We start from the raw sequence: 19,262 nt of genomic DNA, 5'->3' as shown, positions 1-19,262 counted from the left end.
GAGCCATTAAACGAATCAATGGTGGGATTAAGGATTTAACGCATGCGTTCTTTTGGTGTTAGTAACATGCGATTAGCGCTTAGTAAAAATAAAATAATGCCACCAATAATGAAAAATGTTGAAGTTGCTAAAACCAGTATCGTATCAATCCCTTGAAAAGCTTTGATTAGAAGTTGATTAAGGTAGTAAAAAATAGATGTTTTGATAAATAATTGACCGATATTAGGTAGGTATTCTAAAGGAACAAAAACATTACAAGACATTAGCGCATAGAGATTGATGATATTACAAAATCCTAAGATGCTTTGTTCGTTTTGAAAAATTCTAGCTACAAAAATTGCCAAGCAAAAACAAAACAATGCACTTGAAAAAACACTAACAAACCCCAAAATAAGCGCTTTAAAATTAAGAATAGTGATGATATTGAGTGCATAAAAAGAAAGAACAATAAAGATAAAAGCATATAGAATTACAACGATTAGCCTTGAAGCGATTAATGCTAGAGTTATTTGTTTGAAAGTTGCTGGTGATAGCATGTAGAACAAGAATATATTATGCGATTCTCAAGCTTGTTATAGCTTGTGTGAGACCAAAGATCGCGCTAGAAATAATAAGAAGTCCCATTAGACCTATAATGTTATTAAAGTAAAAAATTTCAGTGGTATTTTTTGAAAAAACAAAAATTAGTAATAGGAGCATTAAAATAGGATAAATAAAAGTCCAAAATAGTGCACTTGTATTGGTGAGATAAGATTTGATTTCAAGTTTTAGGATAGATAGAATTTCTCCCATTAAATATCCTTTAGTAATGCTAATAAGTCTTTTGTGGTTGGTTTTTCTTTAAAGTTAAAAGTTTTAGCTACAGATTTTAATATAGAATTTAAAGGTTTGTATTGAGCAATGTTGCCATTCTTAAGGAACAATACCCATTCGCAACTATCTAAGACAATCAGATCTGAGTGGCGATGATGCTTGTAAGTTGTTGGGTGTTGCGCAAGCTTATTAGATTTGATAGTCTTATAAGAGCGTTTTGCTCTAAACTGGTTTCTGGTTCATCCATAATAATTAATTGGGGGTGGTAGCTAAGAGCTAAGTCAATCTTTAAGTGCTGTTTTTGTCCATCGCTGTTCGTAGGTTTTATTCAAAAGATTTTTTTCAAATAGATTTGGAGTGCAGTTTTTGTGAAAAAATTGATAGAATTTAAAAAGGTCGTTTGCGTTTAATCCAGGCGGGTAGTTGAATAGGTTAGAGACAACTCCCAATTGCTTGCGTTGTGGTATAACATTGTCGTGGTATGGAATATTATTGTTTTGTGCTTTAAAATTATAGTCTGATCTAATGCCTAGAATAGTGTTGATAAGCGTTGATTTTCCAGCACCATTTGTGCCAATAATGGCTGTGCTAGTATGACTTTTAAATGAAAAATCTTGTATATTTAAAGCGTTTTTAAACATGGTTTTTGGGTGTATGCTGATATTAGAAATCATAAAATCCCCTTATATAAAAATGATTTAAAATCCCATTTAGGGTTATTGTATTCAAATGATGGTTTTATTTAGTGCAGTGTTACTAAAAAATTAACTGATCTTGGTTAAAACGAGCTAAAAGCGTTACTGATAGATACATTCTAATCGCATGAAACGATTTTAAAAAGCGTTCCAACCCTAAAAATGGAAAAAGCCAAAGCTTAAAAAAAGAAATCCCCTAAAAACCAGAGAAACGGAGTTTTTGATTTTCATTATCAAAACCCTAAATATCCTCTCGTTTTTTGTCCGTTATTGGTTTATGGGTGTTTTAACATATAAAATTCCAACGCTTTTTCAAAGAGAAGCGAGCGATTAGGAAAACCTTTCTCTTTCATGTATTCATCCACTTTAGCCATAAAACTGGGCGAAAGCAAAACGCTATGGTTGATTCTTCGCTCTTTACTTGTTTTTTCTTCGTATTCTATCTCTTCTATTTCGGCTAACAAACTCGGTGAAAGTGAAATGTTAAAACTGCTCTTTCGTTCGCTACTCACTTTTATTTCTGCTTCTAGCTCGGCTAATTCGGTTAGCAACCTTTTGCGTTTGGCTTGTAAAGCCTGAATGGTTGTGTGCACTTTATGGTGTTCCATCATTGCTCCTTAAAATGTCTTTATTTTTCGCATTCTACTATAAAATAGGATTTTGTGAGTAAATTCATTAAGAATGAAAATTGGAATTTTTCTTTAGAATTTAACTGGGTATTTGATTTTAATTTTAATACAATTCTTTAAGGCACTTTAACAATTCTTCTTCATTCAAAACGCTCACGCCATGTTTTTGTGCTAGAGCGAGTTTTGAGCCGGGGTTTTCTCCAGCGATTAAAAAATCGGTTTTAGCGCTCACGCTTGAAGCAATTTTTGCCCCTAAATTTTCTAACATTTGAGCGTATTCTTGCCGTGGTTTAGAAAGCGTGCCGGTTAAAACAATCGTTTTATTATTGAAAACAGAAGAGCTTTTTTGCTTTTCTTCAGCCATATCGCTATTTTTAGGGTTTAACAGATCAAATAACGATCGGATAAATTCTTGATTGCTCGCATAAAAATTGACTAAAGAACGCGCCATTTCCACCCCAAAACCTTCCATTTCTAAAAACTCGGCTTCGCTTTTTTCTAACACATTTAAGCCGTATTTGGCTAGCGTTTTACTCGCTCCCTTACCAATATGCTCAATCCCTAAAGCGTTGATCAAACGCCATAAAGGAGGGTTTTTGCTCTTTTGGATAGTGTCTAATAGATTTTGAGCTTTTTTGATTTTGAATTTGTCTAGCCGCATTAAATCTTCTAATTTTAAAGCATACAAATCCAGGGCGTTAACAATGAGTTTTTCTTCAAAAAGTTGCTCTATGACTTTATCGCCCAAGCCTTGAATGTTTAAAGCGTCCTTAGAAGCGAAATGAATCAAGCTTTCTTTCAATCTTGCCGGGCAATTAAGGTTTTGACAATAAGTAAAAATCTCTTCACACAAAAGCTCATGCGAGCATATAGGGCAAACTTTGGGGCGTTCAATTTTATGTTGCGAGCCGTCTCTATAAGATTCTAAAGGCTTGATGATTTTAGGGATCACATCGCCGCTTCTAATGATGACGACCCTATCATTGAGCATGATATTCTTTTTTTCAATTTCAGAATAATTGTGCAAGGTTGCTTTGGTAATCATAGCTCCAGCAATTTCCACAGGTTCTAAAAGAGCGACCGGCGTGATCGCCCCGCTGCGCCCCACTTGGTTCATGACTCCCACAATTTTGGTGTGTTTTTCTAAAGCTGGGAATTTATAAGCGCAAGCGAATTTAGGGGATTTTTGCGTGTAGCCTAGCTCCTTTTGGATATCCAATTCATTCACGACGATCACCATGCCGTCTAAAAGGGCAAAAAAGCCCTCCCTTTCTCTAATCAGAGTGTGGTAATTTTCTTCTATTTCTTGGTGGTTTTTGTTTAGGTTTAAGTATTGGATAGCGCTAAAACCTAGCGAGACGATAAAATCCAAACACTCCTTAAAGCTTAAAAAATCTAAAGAATGCTTGCCTACGCCCCAAGGAATGAATTGCAATTTACGCTTTTTAGTGATTTCACTATCAAGCTGCCTCAAACTCCCTGATGCGGCATTTCTAGGGTTAGCGAATAGGGGCTCATTAGCGTTTAGGCGTTCTTTGTTTAAAGCGTCAAAATCCTTTTTAGAAATGATCACTTCGCCCCTGATTTCTATTTCTCCATTATAAGCGATAGCGTGGGGGATATTAGCGATGTGTTTAGCGTTTGCGCTAACGAGTTCTCCTTCTAAGCCATTGCCCCTAGTGGTCGCTTTCATTAACTTGCCATGTTGGTATAAAAGATTGAGCGAAACCCCATCAAGTTTGGGCGAACACACGAACGAAGCGCTAGGGTAGGCTTTTAAAATGCGTTGCAACCACGCTTGCAATTCGTTTTGATTGAACACATCATCTAAGCTCCACATCCGCATTAAATGGGGGTTTTTATTGAATGGAGTGGTGGTAGTAGCCCCCACTTTTTGGGTAGGGGAATTCGCTTGAACATCATTAGGGTTTTTTTCTTCATAAGCTTTTAATTCTTGATAGAGTTCATCATAGATCGCATCGCTTACGATTGACTCATCAAGGTTGTAATAATGGTGTGATAGGGTGTTTAAATATTCAATTCTTTCTAAATATTCTTTTTGGCTTTTTATCATATTCTAAAAACCTTTTAAACTAAATTAGGGTAGTATTATAACATTTAATCTTTGATAGGGCTTTAGGGGAAGTAGGTGGTAAGAGACATTGATAAAACGACTTCGTTGCATTTAAACAACGAAGCGCAATTTCTGTGCTTTAGATTAGATGAAAAAGAAGACGCCCAACTTTATGGCGTGAATATTTTTAAGATCCGAGAAATCATCCATTATGATGGGGAGGTTACAGAGATTCTTGGAGGGAGCGATGGCGTGATGCTCGGGTTTCTTAGCGTTAGGGGCGAGTCCATTCCTTTAGTGGATGTGAAAAGGTGGTTGCATTATGACGCGAACGATCCGAGTCGCAATCTAAAAGAATGCAGCGTTAAAGATAACCACAATTTAGTGATCGTGTGCCATTTTTCTAACCATTCCATCGCTCTAAAGGTTTTAAAAATTGAAAGGATTATCCATAAAAATTGGACTGAGATCAGTGCTGGGGACAAACAAGGCATTGAGGCTAATAACAAACTTAGCGCTCTCACTCGTTTTGATGAAGATCGAGTGATGCAGATCTTAGATGTGGAAAAAATGATCAGCGATGTTTTCCCTAGCTTGAAAGATTTAGACGATTTGACTTTGCGTTGCATCAAAGCCATTCAAAGCCAAAAACTCATTTTAATCGCTGAAGACTCTCTAAGCGCTCTTAAAACCCTAGAAAAAATCGTTCAAACTTTAGAATTGCGTTATTTAGCCTTTCCAAACGGGAGGGAATTGTTGGATTATTTGTATGAAAAAGAACATTACCAACAAGTCGGCGTGGTCATTACGGATTTAGAAATGCCTAACATTTCAGGGTTTGAAGTGTTAAAAACCATTAAAGCTGATCACAGGACTGAGCATCTTCCTGTGATCATCAATTCGTCCATGAGCAGCGATTCTAACCGCCAGTTAGCCCAATCTTTAGAAGCGGATGGTTTTGTGGTAAAATCTAACATTCTTGAAATCCATGAAATGCTTAAAAAAACGCTTTCATAAATTTAATTTTTGTTTTAATTTAAAGGGATAAAACATGCGAAGTCATTTTTGCACAGAAATTAGTGAAAAAGATGTGGGTAAAATCATCAAAGTGGCCGGGTGGTGTAACACTTATAGAGACCATGGAGGCGTGGTTTTTATTGATTTGAGGGATAAGAGCGGTTTGGTGCAATTAGTCTGTGATCCTAGCTCTAAAGCTTATGAAAAGGCTTTAGAGGTTAGGAGCGAATTTGTGCTAGTGGCTAAAGGGAAAGTGCGTTTGAGAGGGCTTGGGTTAGAAAACCCTAAACTAAAAACGGGTAAAATTGAAATCGTTTTAGAAGAATTAGTTATTGAAAATAAAAGCGCTACCCCACCGATTGAAATTGGCAATAAAAGCGTGAATGAAGATTTGCGCTTGAAATACCGCTATTTGGATTTGCGCTCTCCTAATTCTTATGAAATCTTCAAATTGCGCAGTGAAGTGGCTTTAATTACTCGTAACACTCTAGCCCAAAAGGGTTTTTTAGAGATTGAAACCCCCATTTTGTCTAAAACCACGCCTGAGGGAGCTAGGGATTATTTAGTGCCAAGCAGGGTGCATGAGGGCGAATTTTTCGCACTCCCTCAAAGCCCGCAATTATTCAAACAGCTTTTAATGGTGGGGGGAATGGATAGGTATTTTCAAATCGCTCGTTGCTTTAGAGATGAAGATTTGAGGGCGGACAGGCAGCCGGAATTCACGCAAATTGATGCGGAAATGAGTTTTTGTGATGAAAATGATGTGATGGGCGTGGTGGAAGATTTGTTGCAAGAGATTTTTAAAGCGATTGGGCATACTATTTCTAAACCTTTTAAACGCATGCCTTATAAGGAAGCGATGGAAAATTACGGGAGCGATAAGCCGGATTTACGCTTTGAATTGCCTTTAATAGAAGTGGGGGATTGTTTTATGGACAGCTCAAACGCTATTTTTTCTAATATCGCAAAAGATCCTAAAAACAAACGCATCAAAGCTTTGAACGTTAAGGGGGCTGATGCGCTTTTTAGCCGTAGCGTTTTAAAGGAATTAGAAGAATTTGTGCGCCAGTTTGGGGCTCAAGGCTTGGCGTATTTGCAGATCAAAGAAGATGGGATTAAAGGGCCTTTAGTTAAATTTTTGAGCGAAAAGGGGCTTAAGAATATTTTAGAAAGGACTGATGCGCAAGTTGGGGATATTGTCTTTTTTGGAGCCGGGGATAAAAAAATCGTGCTAGATTACATGGGGCGCTTGCGCTTGAAGGTAGCTGAAACGCTTGATTTGATTGATAAAGACGCTTTGAATTTCTTATGGGTAGTCAATTTCCCCATGTTTGAAAAAACCGAAAATGGCTATCATGCCGCGCACCACCCTTTTACGATGCCTAAAAATATAGAATGCGAAGATATAGAAGAGATTGAAGCGCATGCGTATGATGTGGTGCTTAATGGCGTGGAGCTTGGTGGGGGGAGCATAAGGATTCATAAAGAAGAAATGCAAAAAAAAGTCTTTGAAAAAATCAATATCCATGAAGAGGAAGCGCAAAAAAAATTTGGCTTTTTACTAGAAGCGCTAAAATTTGGCGCTCCTCCTCATGGAGGCTTTGCGATAGGTTTTGATCGCTTGATCATGCTAATGACAAAATCTCATAGCATTAGAGATGTGATCGCTTTCCCTAAAACGCAAAAAGCTTCATGTTTATTGACTGATGCGCCTAGCCCCATTAATGAAGAGCAACTAAGAGAATTGCACATTCGCTTGAGAAAATAATTTAAAAGGATATGATATGAAACAACTATTTTTGATTATTGGAGCCCCAGGGAGTGGTAAAACCACGGATGCGGAATGGATCGCTAAAAACAACAGCGCAACAATCGCTCATTTTTCTACCGGGGATTTACTCAGGGCTGAGAGCGCTAAAAAGACCGAGCGAGGCTTATTGATTGAGAAATTCACTTCTCAAGGCGAATTAGTGCCTTTAGAAATTGTGGTAGAAACGATCCTTGTAGCGATTAAAAGTTCTAGCAAAGGGATCATTTTAATTGATGGCTATCCCAGGAGCGTGGAGCAAATGAATGCTTTAGACAAAGAATTGAACGCTCAAAACGAAGTGATCTTAAAAAGCGTGATTGAAGTAGAAGTGAGTGAAAACACCGCTAAAGAAAGGGTTTTAGGGCGCTCTAGGGGGGCTGATGATAATGAAGTTGTGTTTCATAACCGCATGCGGGTGTTTTTAGACCCCTTAATGGAAATCCAAAATTTCTACAAGGCTAAACATTTGCATAAAATCATCAATGGCGAAAGAAGCATTGAAGAAATCGTGCATGAAATGCAAGAATATATTTTGTCTTTTGCAAATTAAAATGCGTTCCAAAGAGAATGATCTGTGATTGGTGTCTATATCATTTCTTTAAAAGAAAGCCAAAGGCGTTTGGATACTGAAAAACTCGTTTTAGAATCCAATGAAAAATTTAAAGGGCGTTGTGTTTTTCAAATTTTTGACGCTATTAGCCCTAAGCACCAAGATTTTGAAAAACTGATTCAAGAGCTTTATAACGCTCCTAGTTTATTGCAATCTGATTGGTACCATTCTTATGTGGGTGCTGGTTTGACTTTGCCTGAATTGGGGTGCTATTTAAGCCATTATCTTTTGTGGAAAGAATGCGTCAAATTAAACCAACCGGTCGTCATTTTAGAAGATGATGTAACGCTAGAATCTCATTTCATGCAAGCCTTAGAGGATTGCTTGAAAAGCCCTTTTGATTTTGTGAGACTCTATGGGTGCTATTGGTATTACCACGAGACAAAATTCCATGTTTTACCCAAAGAATTTGTATTTCCTCCCTTTGATTATCCTTTTAAAAATAACCCTATTTTAGAAAAATTTAAAAAATTTTTTGATGTTTCTAGATTTTTAAATCTTTCTACCCATAAAGTCATCCATTACATTCTCAAAAAAATACAAAAAAGCTATTACGCAACGCATGAAAAAGAAGCCTTTTTTTTAGAGCATTTTTACCTCACTAGCGTGTATGTGGCTTCTACAGCCGGTTATTATTTAACCCCTAAGGGCGCTAAAACTTTTATAGAAGCCACGGAGCGTTTTAGAATCATAGAGCCTGTGGACATGTTTATGGATAATTCTGCTTACCATGATGTGGCGAATCTGACTTATGTGCCTTGCCCTGTTTCTTTAAGCGAGCATTCTTTAGACAGCACCATTCAAAAGCCCCAAAAAAAGAGCTTGAAATCTTACCCATTTCCGCCTAAAAAATCAACTTTTAAGAATCTTTTCTACTACAGCATTAACGCTAAAAAGCGTTTAAAAGCCTTTCAACAATACAGCAAACAATACGATTATTTAAAAACCCCTAAAGAGGTTTAAAAAGAAATTTTATGGTAGAATGCTATATTTAGGAGTTCATTTGACACAAGTTTATATCATTTCTTTAAAAGAAAGTCAAAGGCGTTTGGATACTGAAAAACTAATTTTAGAATCCAATGAAAAGTTTAAAGGCCGTTGTGTTTTTCAAATCTTTGACGCTATTAGCCCCAAACATCAAGATTTTGAAAAATTACTTCAAGAGCTTTATGATTCTTCAAGTTTGTTAAAATCCGATTGGTTCCATTCTGATTATTGTTATCAAGAATTATTGCCCCAAGAATTTGGGTGCTATTTAAGCCATTATTTTTTGTGGAAAGAATGCGTTAAAACAAACCAACCGGTCGTTATTTTAGAAGATGATGCAACGCTAGAGTCTCATTTCATGCAAGCCTTAGAAGATTGCTTGAAAAGCCCTTTTGATTTTGTGAGACTCTATGGGCATTATTGGGGAGGGCATAAAACCAATTTGTGTGCTCTCCCTATCTATACAGAAATTGAAGAGGCTGAAGTGCCTATGGAAAAAACGCCTATTGAAAATCATGAAGTTACCCCCCCCCAATCCCACACAAGATACGCAACAAGATTTTATTATTGAAACGCAACAAGACCCTAAAGAACTATCTGAGCCTTGCAAAATAGCGCCCCAAAAAATCTCTTTTAATCCAGTGGTTTTTAGAAAGATTAAAAGAAAACTTAACCGCTTCATTGGAAGTATTTTAGCTCGGACAGAAGTGTATAAGAATGTCGTGGCAAAATACGATGATCTCACCAAAAAATACGATGATCTCACCACAAAATACGATGATCTCACCACAAAATACGATGATCTCAATAAGAATATTGCGGAAAAATACGACGAACTCACAGAAAAATACGAATCCTTATTGGCAAAAGAGGCAAACATTAAAGAGACCTTTTGGGAAAGGCGTGCTGATAGTGAAAAAGAAGCGCTATTTTTAGAGCATTTTTACCTCACCAGCGTGTATGTGGCTACTACGGCAGGCTACTACCTCACGCCTAAGGGTGCTAAAACCTTTATAGAAGCCACGGAGCGTTTTAAAATCATAGAGCCGGTGGATATGTTCATAAACAACCCCACTTACCATGATGTGGCTAATTTTACCTATTTGCCTTGCCCTGTTTCTTTAAACAAGCATGCTTTCAATAGCACCATTCAAAATGCAAAAAAGCCTGACATTTCATTAAAGCCCCCTAAAAAATCTTATTATGATAATCTTTTTTACCATAAGTTTAATGCAAGGAAATGTTTAAAAGCCTTTCACAAATACAGCAAACAATACACTCCTTTAAAAACCCCTAAAGAGGTTTAAAAAGAGCGGGCTTTATGTTAGAATAATTCTTTTTATTCAAAGGAGATTGCAATGAATTTAGACCAATTAGAAGTGAGCCATGACGCTGATTCTTTGTGCGTGGTGATTGAAATATCCAAGCATTCTAATATCAAGTATGAATTGGATAAAGAAAGCGGGGCTTTAATGGTGGATAGGGTGCTTTATGGGGCGCAAAATTACCCCGCAAATTACGGCTTTGTGCCTAACACTTTAGGATCTGATGGCGACCCCGTAGATGCGCTGGTTTTAAGCGATGTGGTTTTTCAAGCCGGGAGCGTAGTGAAAGCGCGCCTGGTTGGGGTTTTGAACATGGAAGATGAAAGCGGAATAGATGAAAAACTAATCGCTCTGCCCATAGATAAGGTCGATCCCACGCATTCCTATGTCAAAGATATTAATGATTTATCCAAACACACTTTAGATAAAATCAAACATTTTTTTGAAACTTACAAAGATTTAGAGCCTAATAAATGGGTGAAAGTCAAGGGGTTTGAAAACAAAGAGAGTGCGATTAAGGTTTTAGAAAAAGCCATAAAAGCCTATCAAGGCTAAAGATTTTAAAGGGTTTTGGCTCAATTAAGCGATAAAAGCCCTTTTTCAACGCTCTTTTAAAACTTTATTCTCATTGGGTGTTGGTGTAAAATGGCTTTATGGTTTAAAGTGGGTTTTTGTATTTCCCATAAAAAAGCGCTAAAACCTACAATTTAACGATTTTAACCCCACTGCCGCCTAAATTAATGGGAGCGTCGCTAAAACTTACCACTTTGGGGTGGTTTTTTAGAAATTCTTTCACAAACTTTTCTAAAATCCCGCTCCCTTTGCCATGGCAAATCAGCACTTCTTCAAAGCCCCCTAAAAGCGCATCATTTAAAAAAGCGTCTAGTAAATCCAGGGCTTCTTCGCTGCGTTGCCCTCTTAAATCAAGGCGTAAGCTCGCTTCTTTAGGTTTAGGAACGATGGTTTTAGGGGGTTTGAATTTGTTTTTAGGGGGTTTTTGGATTTTTTTCAACCAACTCCCATGCGCTTTCAAACGCATGCCAAGCTCGGTTTCTACCAAATAATAGCCCTTGTCTAAAATTTGTGCTATCAGCACGCTTTCATTTTTATAGCGCGCTTTTTCGTTAATTTGAAAGCTTGTTATTATTTGTGGGATCTCTTGGTCTGTTTTATGCTTGTTTAAAATCTCGCTCGCTTTATGGATTTCTTTATGCATGGAGCTGGTATCTTTTGAAGCGACTTCGCTTTTTAAGATATTTAGGGCTTGCTGGTAGGATTTTTCCAATTCCAATTTTTTATGGTGAAAGATTTCTTTTTGTTTTTCCATTTCTAAAAGCCATGCGTTTTTTAAATCTTCTTGCTCTTTTAAAGCGTTCTCTAAGCTTTCATTTTTTTGTTTTAATTCCCTTTCTAGCGCGCTGGAATTTTCAATCAAAACATTCAATTTTTCCTTATCTTCGCCATAGAAGGCTTTCGCTTTTTCAATCAAAAAATGCGGCACGCCATAGCGCAAAGCGGTTTCAAACGCATAGCTTTTGCCAACAACCCCTTTTAAAAAAGTGTAAGTGGGCCGTTCTTTTTCTTCATCATAAAGAGCGGCTAGTAATTCCACTTCCTTGTTTTCTGCCATTAACACGCTCAAGCGTTTGTGGTGCGTGGTGATAATGATTTGGTTGTTTTGCTTAAGCAATTTTTCTAACAGGGTTTTATACAAGCTGCTCGCTTCATCAGCGTCAGTCCCTAGCTCAATTTCATCAACGCCTAAAAGCATGTTTTCTTTGGATAAAAGAGCGCTAAATTGCTTCATTCTGCCGGCGAAAGTGGAGATATTGTTCGCGCTGTTTTGGGGGTCGTTGATAATGGCGTGGATTTCTTTAAAATAGGGGATAATGGAATGATGGGCGTTGATTTTCATAGGAATGAGATGCTTGCTCAAAAAAGCCGCGCTTAAAAGCGATTTTAAGAGCATGGTTTTCCCGCCCGCATTCACGCCGGTAACAGCGAGCATGGATTTTTCAAACTTCAAATTTAAGGGCTTTGGCTCTTTTAAAATGGGGTGCGAAAAGTTTTCTAAAATCATTTTTTTTTGCGTAAAGCTTGGCATGACAAATTCTAAATTGTAGGCTTTAGCGAAATTAAGTCTGGCTTGCAAGCTGTCTAAAAAATCAAATTCTTTGAAAAGGAATTTTAAAAATAAAAGGTGTTTTTGCAAGCTGTGGCTTAGAGTTTGACACATTTCAATAATACAGCAATCTATTTCATTGTCAATTTGCGCGATTTTTTGCGCGATTTTTTGCGCGCTTTCAGGCAAAAGATAAAAATAGCCATTAGCGCTCCTTTCTAGCACAACGCCTTTGATCGCACTAGAAAACCCACTCTTCAATAAAAGGCATTCATAACCATGTTTAAAATGGCTTTGCGTATCCACTAAATAAGGGGCAAGCTCTTTAGAGTGGGCGTAATGGTGAATGATTTTAGCGCTCTCTTTTTTAAGGCGGTTCAAGCTTTCATTCAAAGCGTCTAGGGTAGCGTTAGCCCCTTGTTTGATTTTGCCTTCATCATCCAATAAAGCGATTAGATCATTAAAAAAAGGGGGCAAAACAATAGCGTTAAGGCGTTCATGAAATTTTAAATGCGTGAAAGGTTTAAAAGCGTTTTGCAAAATGACAATGTAGCGCAATCGTTTGACAATCTCATAGATCTCATCTAAATGGAGCGTTCCTAATTTGGTGAGCTTGATAAGAATAAGATCGCTTTCTTTCACGCTTTTGGGGGCTGGCAAACCGATTGCATCCACTTCAGTCAAATAAGTGAAAGCCTGTTTGAGATCGTTTTCTAAAGTAATAGTATCTCTTTCTTTTGCAAAAAAGGTTTTAAAAAGAGCGATAAACTCTTTTAGATCCAGGCTTTCTTCTAGGGGTTTGGGTAGGGTATTATTATTCATCATTAGGGTTGGATTAAGGGATCTTTTTGAAGCGTCTGACAAGAATCCAAATCCACAAGAACGTCTTTCATAGGGGTTTGTTTTTTGCCTAAAAAACTCAAAGTCCCACTCACTAAATTAAAGGTTTGGTTATTGACTTTAATGCCTTTACACAACAAAGTTTCCCCCCTTAAAAACGCTCTTTGCAGAGCGATTTCTTGTTGGTTTTGTTGGTTTTGCTTGTAAGTATAAACGCTGATGCTTGCCCCTATAATCCCCACGATTAAAAAAGCTAAAATCTTTTGTTTGGGGCTAACTAAACCAAAATCCCTTAACACTAAAAACAATAAAATCAGCGTCAAAAATAAAACAACCGCTACGCCCATTACATTTCGCCTCTCAATTGATAGGTAATATCCCCCGCTCCAAAGCCTATCACAAAGCCTTTTTCAATCGTTTCTACCACATTATCATTGACTAACAGCTCTAAAAAATCCCCCTTTTTACGCACCCTGTCTATAAAGGTGGGGTTATAATGCTTAAAATGGGCTTTCAAATCAATGTCTCTTTTAACTTCACTCGCGCTATAAACGGGTAAAATGATCAATCTGTCGCAATGCTCTAAAAAACATTTTTTAAACTCTTCTAAATTATCCATTAAGCGAGAGTATTTGTGCGCTTGCCAGATCACAATAATTTTTTCTTGCGTGTTCAATAGGTTAGCATAAATCCTAGCGCTTTTTAAAGTGGCGCTGATTTCAGTAGGGTGGTGGGCGTAATCATCAATGAGGATGAGCGCGTTTTTTTGCAAAATATCAAAGCGTTTTTTAATGCCTTTAAAATTCAATAAATTATTTCTAATTTCTTCTAAATGCAATTCATCTAAAGCGCTTAAAATCGCCAAACTCGCATTCGTAGCGTTATGTTCGCCTAACCCCCACACCAAAAAAGCCCCCAAATCTTTCAATTCAAATGAAGTGTAAGGCTCGCCGTCTTTTAAAATGTATTGGATATTATAAATGTCTTTTTTTTCTAAAACAATGGCGTCTTTAGAATAGTTTTTCAAAAAAGGATCTTCTTTATAAATCACTCTTTTTTGAGCATGGTCTAAAAAATATTCATAAGCGAAGAAAAAGCGCTCCAAGTCGTGATCATAATGTTCTAAATGTTCTGGCTCTGTGTTAGGCACAATCGCTGCATAAGGGTTGGAAAATAAAAAACTTGAATCGCTCTCATCGGCTTCAAAAACCAAACTCATATCCGTGCTCTCTCGCACATTGGAATCAAACTCTTTAGAATGCGCCCCAATAATCGCTCCAAAAGCGGGACAAATCGCGCTCAACATGGCCGTGATACTGCTCTTTCCATGAGCCCCGCACACGCTAAAAACGCGCTTGTCTTTAAGGATAGAATACAAAGCGTCTTTACGAGACAAAATAGGGATTTCTAGTTCCTTAGCCCTTTGTATTTCGGTATTGTCTTCTTTGATAATGGCTGAATGGATGATAACATCTTGATGGTTGATCGCTTTTGGATCATGCGGGATATTAACCTCTACGCCTAAAGCTTTCAAATACTTAACGCTAGGGCTTATGGCAATATCAGATCCGCTGATCTTAGCCCCTTGCGCTTTAAGGTATTTGGCTAAGCCTGAAATGCCAATCCCCCCTATACCGATAAAATGGATCTTGCAATCTTGCAAATTTTTGAGTAAAACTTTTGGGGTTTCAAGCATGATTTTCTCGGTAAGCTTCTATGATTTCTAAAGGCTTTTCTAAAAGGGGGGTGTCATAGACAAGGGCTAAACGCACATAGTCAGCGCCGATATGATTACGCCCTAAATACAAAGCCGGTAAGGTGGTAATGCCTTCGTTTTGATAAAGCGTTTTGGCAAAATTTTCGCCGTTTTTAACCGGCAGATACACATAAAAACTATAAGGATAAATGAGCGTGTCTTTAAAGATTTTTCGCGCTAGTTTCAAATTATTCGCATAAATATTACGGAAAAATTCTGCATGCTCATCATCTAGCCAAGCGATTTCACTAGCCTTTTGGATCGCATTAGCGCTCGTATAGCCTAAATAGGTGCGAAACGCTTTGTATTTTTCTAAAAGGCTGCTATCCCCAGCGATAAAACCACTCCTTAGCCCTGGAGCGCTGGAGCGTTTGGAGAGCGAATGGATCACTAAAACATTTTTGAACGCTTCATTACCAGCCAGCATGCAAGCTTCTAAAAGCGAGGGGGGAGGCGTATTTTCATAAATTTCACTATAACATTCATCATTGATTAAAATAAAATCATGTTTTAAAGCGAGTTTGACCCAAGCGATCAGCTCTTCTAAAGAAAGGGTTCTTCCGGTGGGGTTGTTAGGGGAATTTAAGATCACTAAATCCACTTCTTTTAACTCTTTTTCATTCAAGCTTGGAGTGAAATCATTTTCTTTAACTAAAGGCATTAAAAGGCTTTTAGCTCTAGCGAATTGGGCTGATCCTTCATAGATTTGATAAAAGGGGTTAGGGTAGGCGATAGTGGGGTTTGGATAGTCAAATAAAACAAAACTAGGGAAATTGAATAACACTTCCCTAGATCCTAGCGTGGAAACTAATTCGTTTTCTTTCAATTCTATCTTAAAACGGCGTTTAAAAAAACCCCTTTGAGCCTCTCTCAAACCCTCTTCAAATGCGCTTTTAGGGTAGATATTGAGCGAATGAGCATGCTGTTTGAGAGCGTCTTGAATGAATTTGGGCGTTTCAAATCGCGGCTCGCCGATGCCTAAATCTAGCCCCTTTTTTTTAGGGGTGATCTCTTTAAACAAGGCTCTTAATCGTTCAAAAGGATAAGGTTCAAAGGTCATAGGGTTACTTTAATCTTAAAATGGAATAGTTGATCTTACCTAAAATTTAAGCGTTTATCATTGAAAGCGTTAAAAAAGAGCGAAAGAGAGCATAAAAGAAAGGGCATAAGAGAGTATAATAGCGCATAAGAATTTAACTGATGAAGAGGTTTGATGCTAGAAAATAGAGTTAAGACCAAGCAAATTTTTATCGGTGGCGTCGCCATAGGGGGTGATGCTCCTATTAGCACGCAAAGCATGACCTTTAGTAAAACCGCTGATATTGAAAGCACTAAAAATCAAATTGACCGACTCAAACTCGCCGGGGCTGATTTGGTGAGGGTGGCGGTGAGTAATGAAAAGGACGCTCTGGCCTTAAAAGAATTGAAAAAAGTGTCTCCTTTGCCTTTAATTGCTGATATTCATTTCCATTATAAATTCGCTCTCATTGCCGCTCAAAGCGTGGATGCAATCAGGATCAACCCCGGAAACATCGGCTCTAAAGACAAAATTAAAGCGGTGGTTGATGCTTGTAAAGAAAAAAACATTCCTATAAGAATTGGCGTGAATGCCGGGAGTTTAGAAAAGCAGTTTGATCAAAAATACGGGCCGACCCCAAAAGGCATGGTAGAAAGCGCTTTGTATAACGCCAAACTTTTAGAAGATTTGGATTTTACCAATTTTAAGATTTCTTTAAAAGCGAGCGATGTGATGCGCACCATGCAAGCTTACAGAATGCTACGCCCTCTTGTGATCTATCCTTTCCATTTGGGGGTTACTGAAGCGGGGAATCTTTTCAGCTCCAGTATCAAATCCGCCATGGCTTTAGGGGGGCTTTTAATGGAGGGCATTGGGGATACGATGCGCGTATCCATCACAGGGGAATTAGAAAATGAAATCAAAGTGGCTAGAGCGATTTTACGCCATAGCGGGCGTTTGAAAGAGGGGATCAATTGGATTTCTTGCCCCACTTGCGGGCGCATTGAAGCCAATTTAGTGGATATGGCGAGCAAGGTAGAAAAACGCCTAAGCCACATTAAAACCCCTTTAGACATTAGCGTGATGGGCTGTGTGGTGAACGCTTTAGGTGAAGCCAAGCATGCAGACATGGCGATCGCTTTTGGGAATCGCAGCGGTTTGATCATTAAAGAGGGTAAAGTCATCCATAAACTAGCCGAAAAGGATTTGTTTGAAACCTTTGTGATAGAAGTGGAAAATTTAGCTAAAGAAAGAGAAAAAAGTTTAAAGGATTAGGCATGATGAATAAATTTAAAAATTTTGTGAGCAACTACCAGCAATCTAATAACTATAAAGAGCCTTTAGGCTTTGGCATTGCCAGAGTGGATATTGCCCCTATTTCCAAAAAGATTTTATGCGCTACTTACCCTGTTTTGAACTGGAAAGAGGAGAATCTAGGCTCTTATGCGGTGTTTTGCAATGCATTTTCTAAAGACAAAATCCTAAAAGAGAGCGCGAGCGAGCGCGTCGTTGAGATTGATGAAAGTTTTGTGTTAAAAGCGCTAGATTTTTATACGCCCTTTTTGAATGAGGCCTATTCTAATAAAATGACTCATAAAAACATTCAAGTGGTTTTAGAGCTTTTAAAGGCTTTAGAAGAAAATCGTTTGAAAAATAATAATGGGGAGTCTCTTTATCGCTTGGTGATCTTGTATGAAGATAAGCCTTGCGAGAGCGTGGAGAGCGCGTATATGAAACTTTTAGCGCTCTCTTTAGGGAAAGCCCCTTTGAGGAGTTTGAATTTAGAGGGCATTTTTAACCAATTTTCTAATGCGGCCTGGAGCGGCAACAAGCCCTATGAATTAGAATGGCTTAGAATAAACGAAGTGGCTTTAAAAATGCGAGGCCATTTCCCCAGCATTGATTTTATAGATAAATTCCCACGCTATTTGATGCAATTAATCCCTGAATTTGATAATATCCGCTTATTGGATAGCTCAAAAACGCGCTTTGGGGCGTATTTAGGGACCGGAGGTTATACCCAAATGCCTGGGGCGAGTTATGTGAATTTTAACGCAGGGGCTATGGGAGTGTGCATGAATGAGGGGCGTATCTCTTCATCAGTGGTGGTTGGAGCAGGTACTGATATTGGTGGGGGAGCGAGCGTTTTAGGCGTTTTAAGCGGAGGGAATAACAACCCTATTAGCATCGGGAAAAATTGTTTGCTAGGGGCTAATAGCGTTACCGGAATCAGTCTAGGCGATGGCTGTATTGTGGATGCAGGCGTTGCGATACTAGCCGGGAGCGTGATAGAAATTGAAGAAAATGAGTTTAAAAAGCTTTTAGAAGTGAATAATAATTTAGAAAAGCATGCCAACAATCTTTACAAAGGCAAAGAGCTTTCCGGAAAAAATGGCGTGCATTTTCGTTCCAATAGCCAAAATGGCAAGCTGATCGCTTTTAGGAGCGTGAAAAAAATTGAGTTGAATCAAAACCTGCATTAAGGATTAAAAGAATGCTCAAAAAAAGTTTGTTATGGCTTGTTTTTTTAATCTTACAGCTTAGCGGCGCTGAAGAAAACAATCAAGCCCCAAAAAACACGCCCCCTGAATTAAACCCCGCTAATACTAAGGGCACACCAAACCCTAACACCCAAATCACCCCTAAAAACGATAACTCCAATCTATTAGACAAATTAGGATCGCCTGAAAACGCTCAAACCGAGCTTTCTGCCGGTATTGATTTGGCTAAAAAGGGCGATTATCAAGGGGCTTTTAAGCTTTTTTCCCAATCGTGCGATAACGGCAATGCGGCCGGGTGTTTTGCGGTGGGGGCGATGTATGCTAATGGGGTAGGGATCCAAACCAACAGACTAAAAGCCGCTCGCTACTATGAAATGGGTTGCAGTGGGGGCGATGCGACCGCTTGCGCGAATTTAGCTCAAATGTATGAAAACAAAAAAAACGCTGATTCAAACGACAAAGAAAATGCTTTGCAATTGTATGCGGTGGCTTGTCAAGGGGGGGACATGCTCGCATGCAATAATTTGGGGTGGATGTTTGCTAATGGGAGTGGGGTCCCAAAAGATTATTACAAAGCGATAAGTTATTATAAATTTTCATGCGAAAATGGGAATGATATGGGGTGCTATAATTTAGGCTTGATGTCTAATGTGAATAATATTTATGGCATTGATAAGGCACAACTCAGTCAAGTGGATTTGAATTATTTGGCTTGTAACGCTGGGGATATGATGGGGTGCGCGAATTTGGGCTGGATTTATGCGAATGGGGATTTAGGGGCTCCTTTGAATAACCACTATGCGGCGAAGTATTTTCAAATGGCATGCGATGGGGGGATTTTGGGGAGCTGTAACAATTTAGGCGTGCTGTATCAAAAGGGCTTAGGCGTGCCTCAAGACGACCAAAGGGCTTTGGATTTATTCTCGTATGCGTGCGATAATGGTTTTGAGTCAAGCTGTCGTAATTATGGGAATTTTAAAGAGCATTTATTGCGCGTGAACCCTAATTACGGGCGCTTGTTCATGCCGTATAATTCTTATGAGATGCCCTAGTAATAGCAAAACT

Annotated in this window: 16 protein-coding genes and 2 pseudogenes; 10 read left to right on the top strand and 8 right to left on the bottom strand. The window is 38.3% G+C overall.

The genetic code is table 11. The features are described 5' to 3' along the window. Nucleotides 1–35: 35 nt before the first annotated feature. The 4 genes and pseudogenes from EAL44_RS03535 to ligA all read right to left on the bottom strand — a co-directional run bounded on the left by EAL44_RS03535 (nt 36) and on the right by ligA (nt 4,211). Nucleotides 36–792, bottom strand: a pseudogene (locus tag EAL44_RS03535) (ABC transporter permease). A gap of 157 nt (nt 793–949) precedes the next feature. Beyond that, nucleotides 950–1,487 (bottom strand): annotated as a pseudogene (locus tag EAL44_RS03525) (ATP-binding cassette domain-containing protein). Between the two features lie 296 nt (nt 1,488–1,783). Next, on the bottom strand, nt 1,784–2,116 hold the full coding sequence (locus EAL44_RS03520) for a hypothetical protein (RefSeq protein ID WP_001875765.1): 333 nt from the start codon (nt 2,114–2,116) through the stop codon (nt 1,784–1,786). Between the two features lie 124 nt (nt 2,117–2,240). After that, nucleotides 2,241–4,211 (bottom strand): NAD-dependent DNA ligase LigA, encoded by a 1,971-nt coding sequence (gene ligA / locus EAL44_RS03515; RefSeq protein WP_121074740.1) that lies wholly within the window; start codon nt 4,209–4,211, stop codon nt 2,241–2,243. Between the two features lie 75 nt (nt 4,212–4,286). Between ligA and EAL44_RS03510 the strand changes: the two genes are divergently transcribed. The 7 genes from EAL44_RS03510 to ppa are packed head-to-tail and all read left to right on the top strand — an operon-like array spanning nt 4,287 to nt 10,515. Continuing rightward, nucleotides 4,287–5,228 carry a chemotaxis protein gene (locus EAL44_RS03510; protein WP_121074737.1) on the top strand — a complete coding sequence of 314 codons (942 nt, stop codon included), beginning with the start codon at nt 4,287–4,289 and terminating at the stop codon, nt 5,226–5,228. Nucleotides 5,229–5,262: 34 nt separating this feature from the next. Continuing rightward, a complete protein-coding gene (aspS, locus tag EAL44_RS03505) occupies nt 5,263–6,996 on the top strand; it encodes an aspartate--tRNA ligase (protein ID WP_121074735.1) in 1,734 nt (577 codons plus the stop codon). A 16-nt stretch (nt 6,997–7,012) separates the two neighbouring features. Further along, on the top strand, nt 7,013–7,588 hold the full coding sequence (locus EAL44_RS03500; protein WP_121074732.1) for an adenylate kinase: 576 nt from the start codon (nt 7,013–7,015) through the stop codon (nt 7,586–7,588). Nucleotides 7,589–7,612: 24 nt separating this feature from the next. Continuing rightward, entirely contained in the window at nt 7,613–8,611 is a 999-nt protein-coding gene (locus EAL44_RS03495; protein ID WP_121074730.1) for a glycosyltransferase family 25 protein, read from the top strand. Nucleotides 8,612–8,651: 40 nt separating this feature from the next. Beyond that, the gene (locus EAL44_RS03490) at nt 8,652–9,206 is read left to right on the top strand and encodes a glycosyltransferase family 25 protein (protein WP_240448879.1); all 555 of its coding nucleotides are present in this window, start codon (nt 8,652–8,654) and stop codon (nt 9,204–9,206) included. Beyond that, a complete protein-coding gene (locus EAL44_RS03485; RefSeq protein ID WP_121074724.1) occupies nt 9,151–9,942 on the top strand; it encodes a glycosyltransferase family 25 protein in 792 nt (263 codons plus the stop codon). Before EAL44_RS03490 ends, EAL44_RS03485 begins: the two co-directional genes overlap by 56 nt. Before the next feature lie 51 nt (nt 9,943–9,993). Beyond that, complete coding sequence (gene ppa / locus EAL44_RS03480) at nt 9,994–10,515, top strand: inorganic diphosphatase (RefSeq protein WP_121074721.1); 522 nt, start codon at nt 9,994–9,996, stop codon at nt 10,513–10,515. 145 nt (nt 10,516–10,660) lie between these two features. Here ppa and EAL44_RS03475 read toward each other — a convergent pair whose 3' ends face one another. The 4 genes from EAL44_RS03475 to EAL44_RS03460 are packed head-to-tail and all read right to left on the bottom strand — an operon-like array spanning nt 10,661 to nt 15,738. Then, nucleotides 10,661–12,907 carry an endonuclease MutS2 gene (locus tag EAL44_RS03475; RefSeq protein WP_162970341.1) on the bottom strand — a complete coding sequence of 749 codons (2,247 nt, stop codon included), beginning with the start codon at nt 12,905–12,907 and terminating at the stop codon, nt 10,661–10,663. Further along, nucleotides 12,907–13,269 (bottom strand): hypothetical protein, encoded by a 363-nt coding sequence (locus EAL44_RS03470; protein ID WP_000537713.1) that lies wholly within the window; start codon nt 13,267–13,269, stop codon nt 12,907–12,909. The genes EAL44_RS03475 and EAL44_RS03470 overlap by 1 nt, the downstream gene beginning before the upstream one ends. Continuing rightward, nucleotides 13,269–14,618: a UDP-N-acetylmuramate--L-alanine ligase gene (murC, locus tag EAL44_RS03465; RefSeq protein WP_121074715.1), complete on the bottom strand. Its 1,350-nt coding sequence runs from the start codon at nt 14,616–14,618 to the stop codon at nt 13,269–13,271. The genes EAL44_RS03470 and murC overlap by 1 nt, the downstream gene beginning before the upstream one ends. Further along, nucleotides 14,611–15,738 (bottom strand): succinyldiaminopimelate transaminase, encoded by a 1,128-nt coding sequence (locus EAL44_RS03460; RefSeq protein WP_121074712.1) that lies wholly within the window; start codon nt 15,736–15,738, stop codon nt 14,611–14,613. The genes murC and EAL44_RS03460 overlap by 8 nt, the downstream gene beginning before the upstream one ends. A gap of 153 nt (nt 15,739–15,891) precedes the next feature. On the opposite strand from EAL44_RS03460, the gene ispG reads away from it, so the two are divergent. The 3 genes from ispG to EAL44_RS03445 are packed head-to-tail and all read left to right on the top strand — an operon-like array spanning nt 15,892 to nt 19,249. Continuing rightward, nucleotides 15,892–16,971: a flavodoxin-dependent (E)-4-hydroxy-3-methylbut-2-enyl-diphosphate synthase gene (gene ispG, locus EAL44_RS03455; RefSeq protein WP_000892478.1), complete on the top strand. Its 1,080-nt coding sequence runs from the start codon at nt 15,892–15,894 to the stop codon at nt 16,969–16,971. A gap of 2 nt (nt 16,972–16,973) precedes the next feature. Beyond that, nucleotides 16,974–18,179 (top strand): 2,3,4,5-tetrahydropyridine-2,6-carboxylate N-succinyltransferase, encoded by a 1,206-nt coding sequence (locus tag EAL44_RS03450; RefSeq protein ID WP_121074709.1) that lies wholly within the window; start codon nt 16,974–16,976, stop codon nt 18,177–18,179. Nucleotides 18,180–18,190: 11 nt separating this feature from the next. Further along, nucleotides 18,191–19,249, top strand: coding sequence for a tetratricopeptide repeat protein (locus EAL44_RS03445; RefSeq protein WP_121074706.1), 1,059 nt, complete (start codon nt 18,191–18,193; stop codon nt 19,247–19,249). Nucleotides 19,250–19,262 lie beyond the last annotated feature (13 nt).

It is taken from the genome of Helicobacter pylori (assembly GCF_003637685.1).
Classification (GTDB): Bacteria; Campylobacterota; Campylobacteria; order Campylobacterales; family Helicobacteraceae; genus Helicobacter; species Helicobacter pylori_CJ.
The sequence above is the reverse complement of the archived record's forward strand: the minus strand, read 5'-3'. Positions and strand labels throughout refer to the sequence as shown.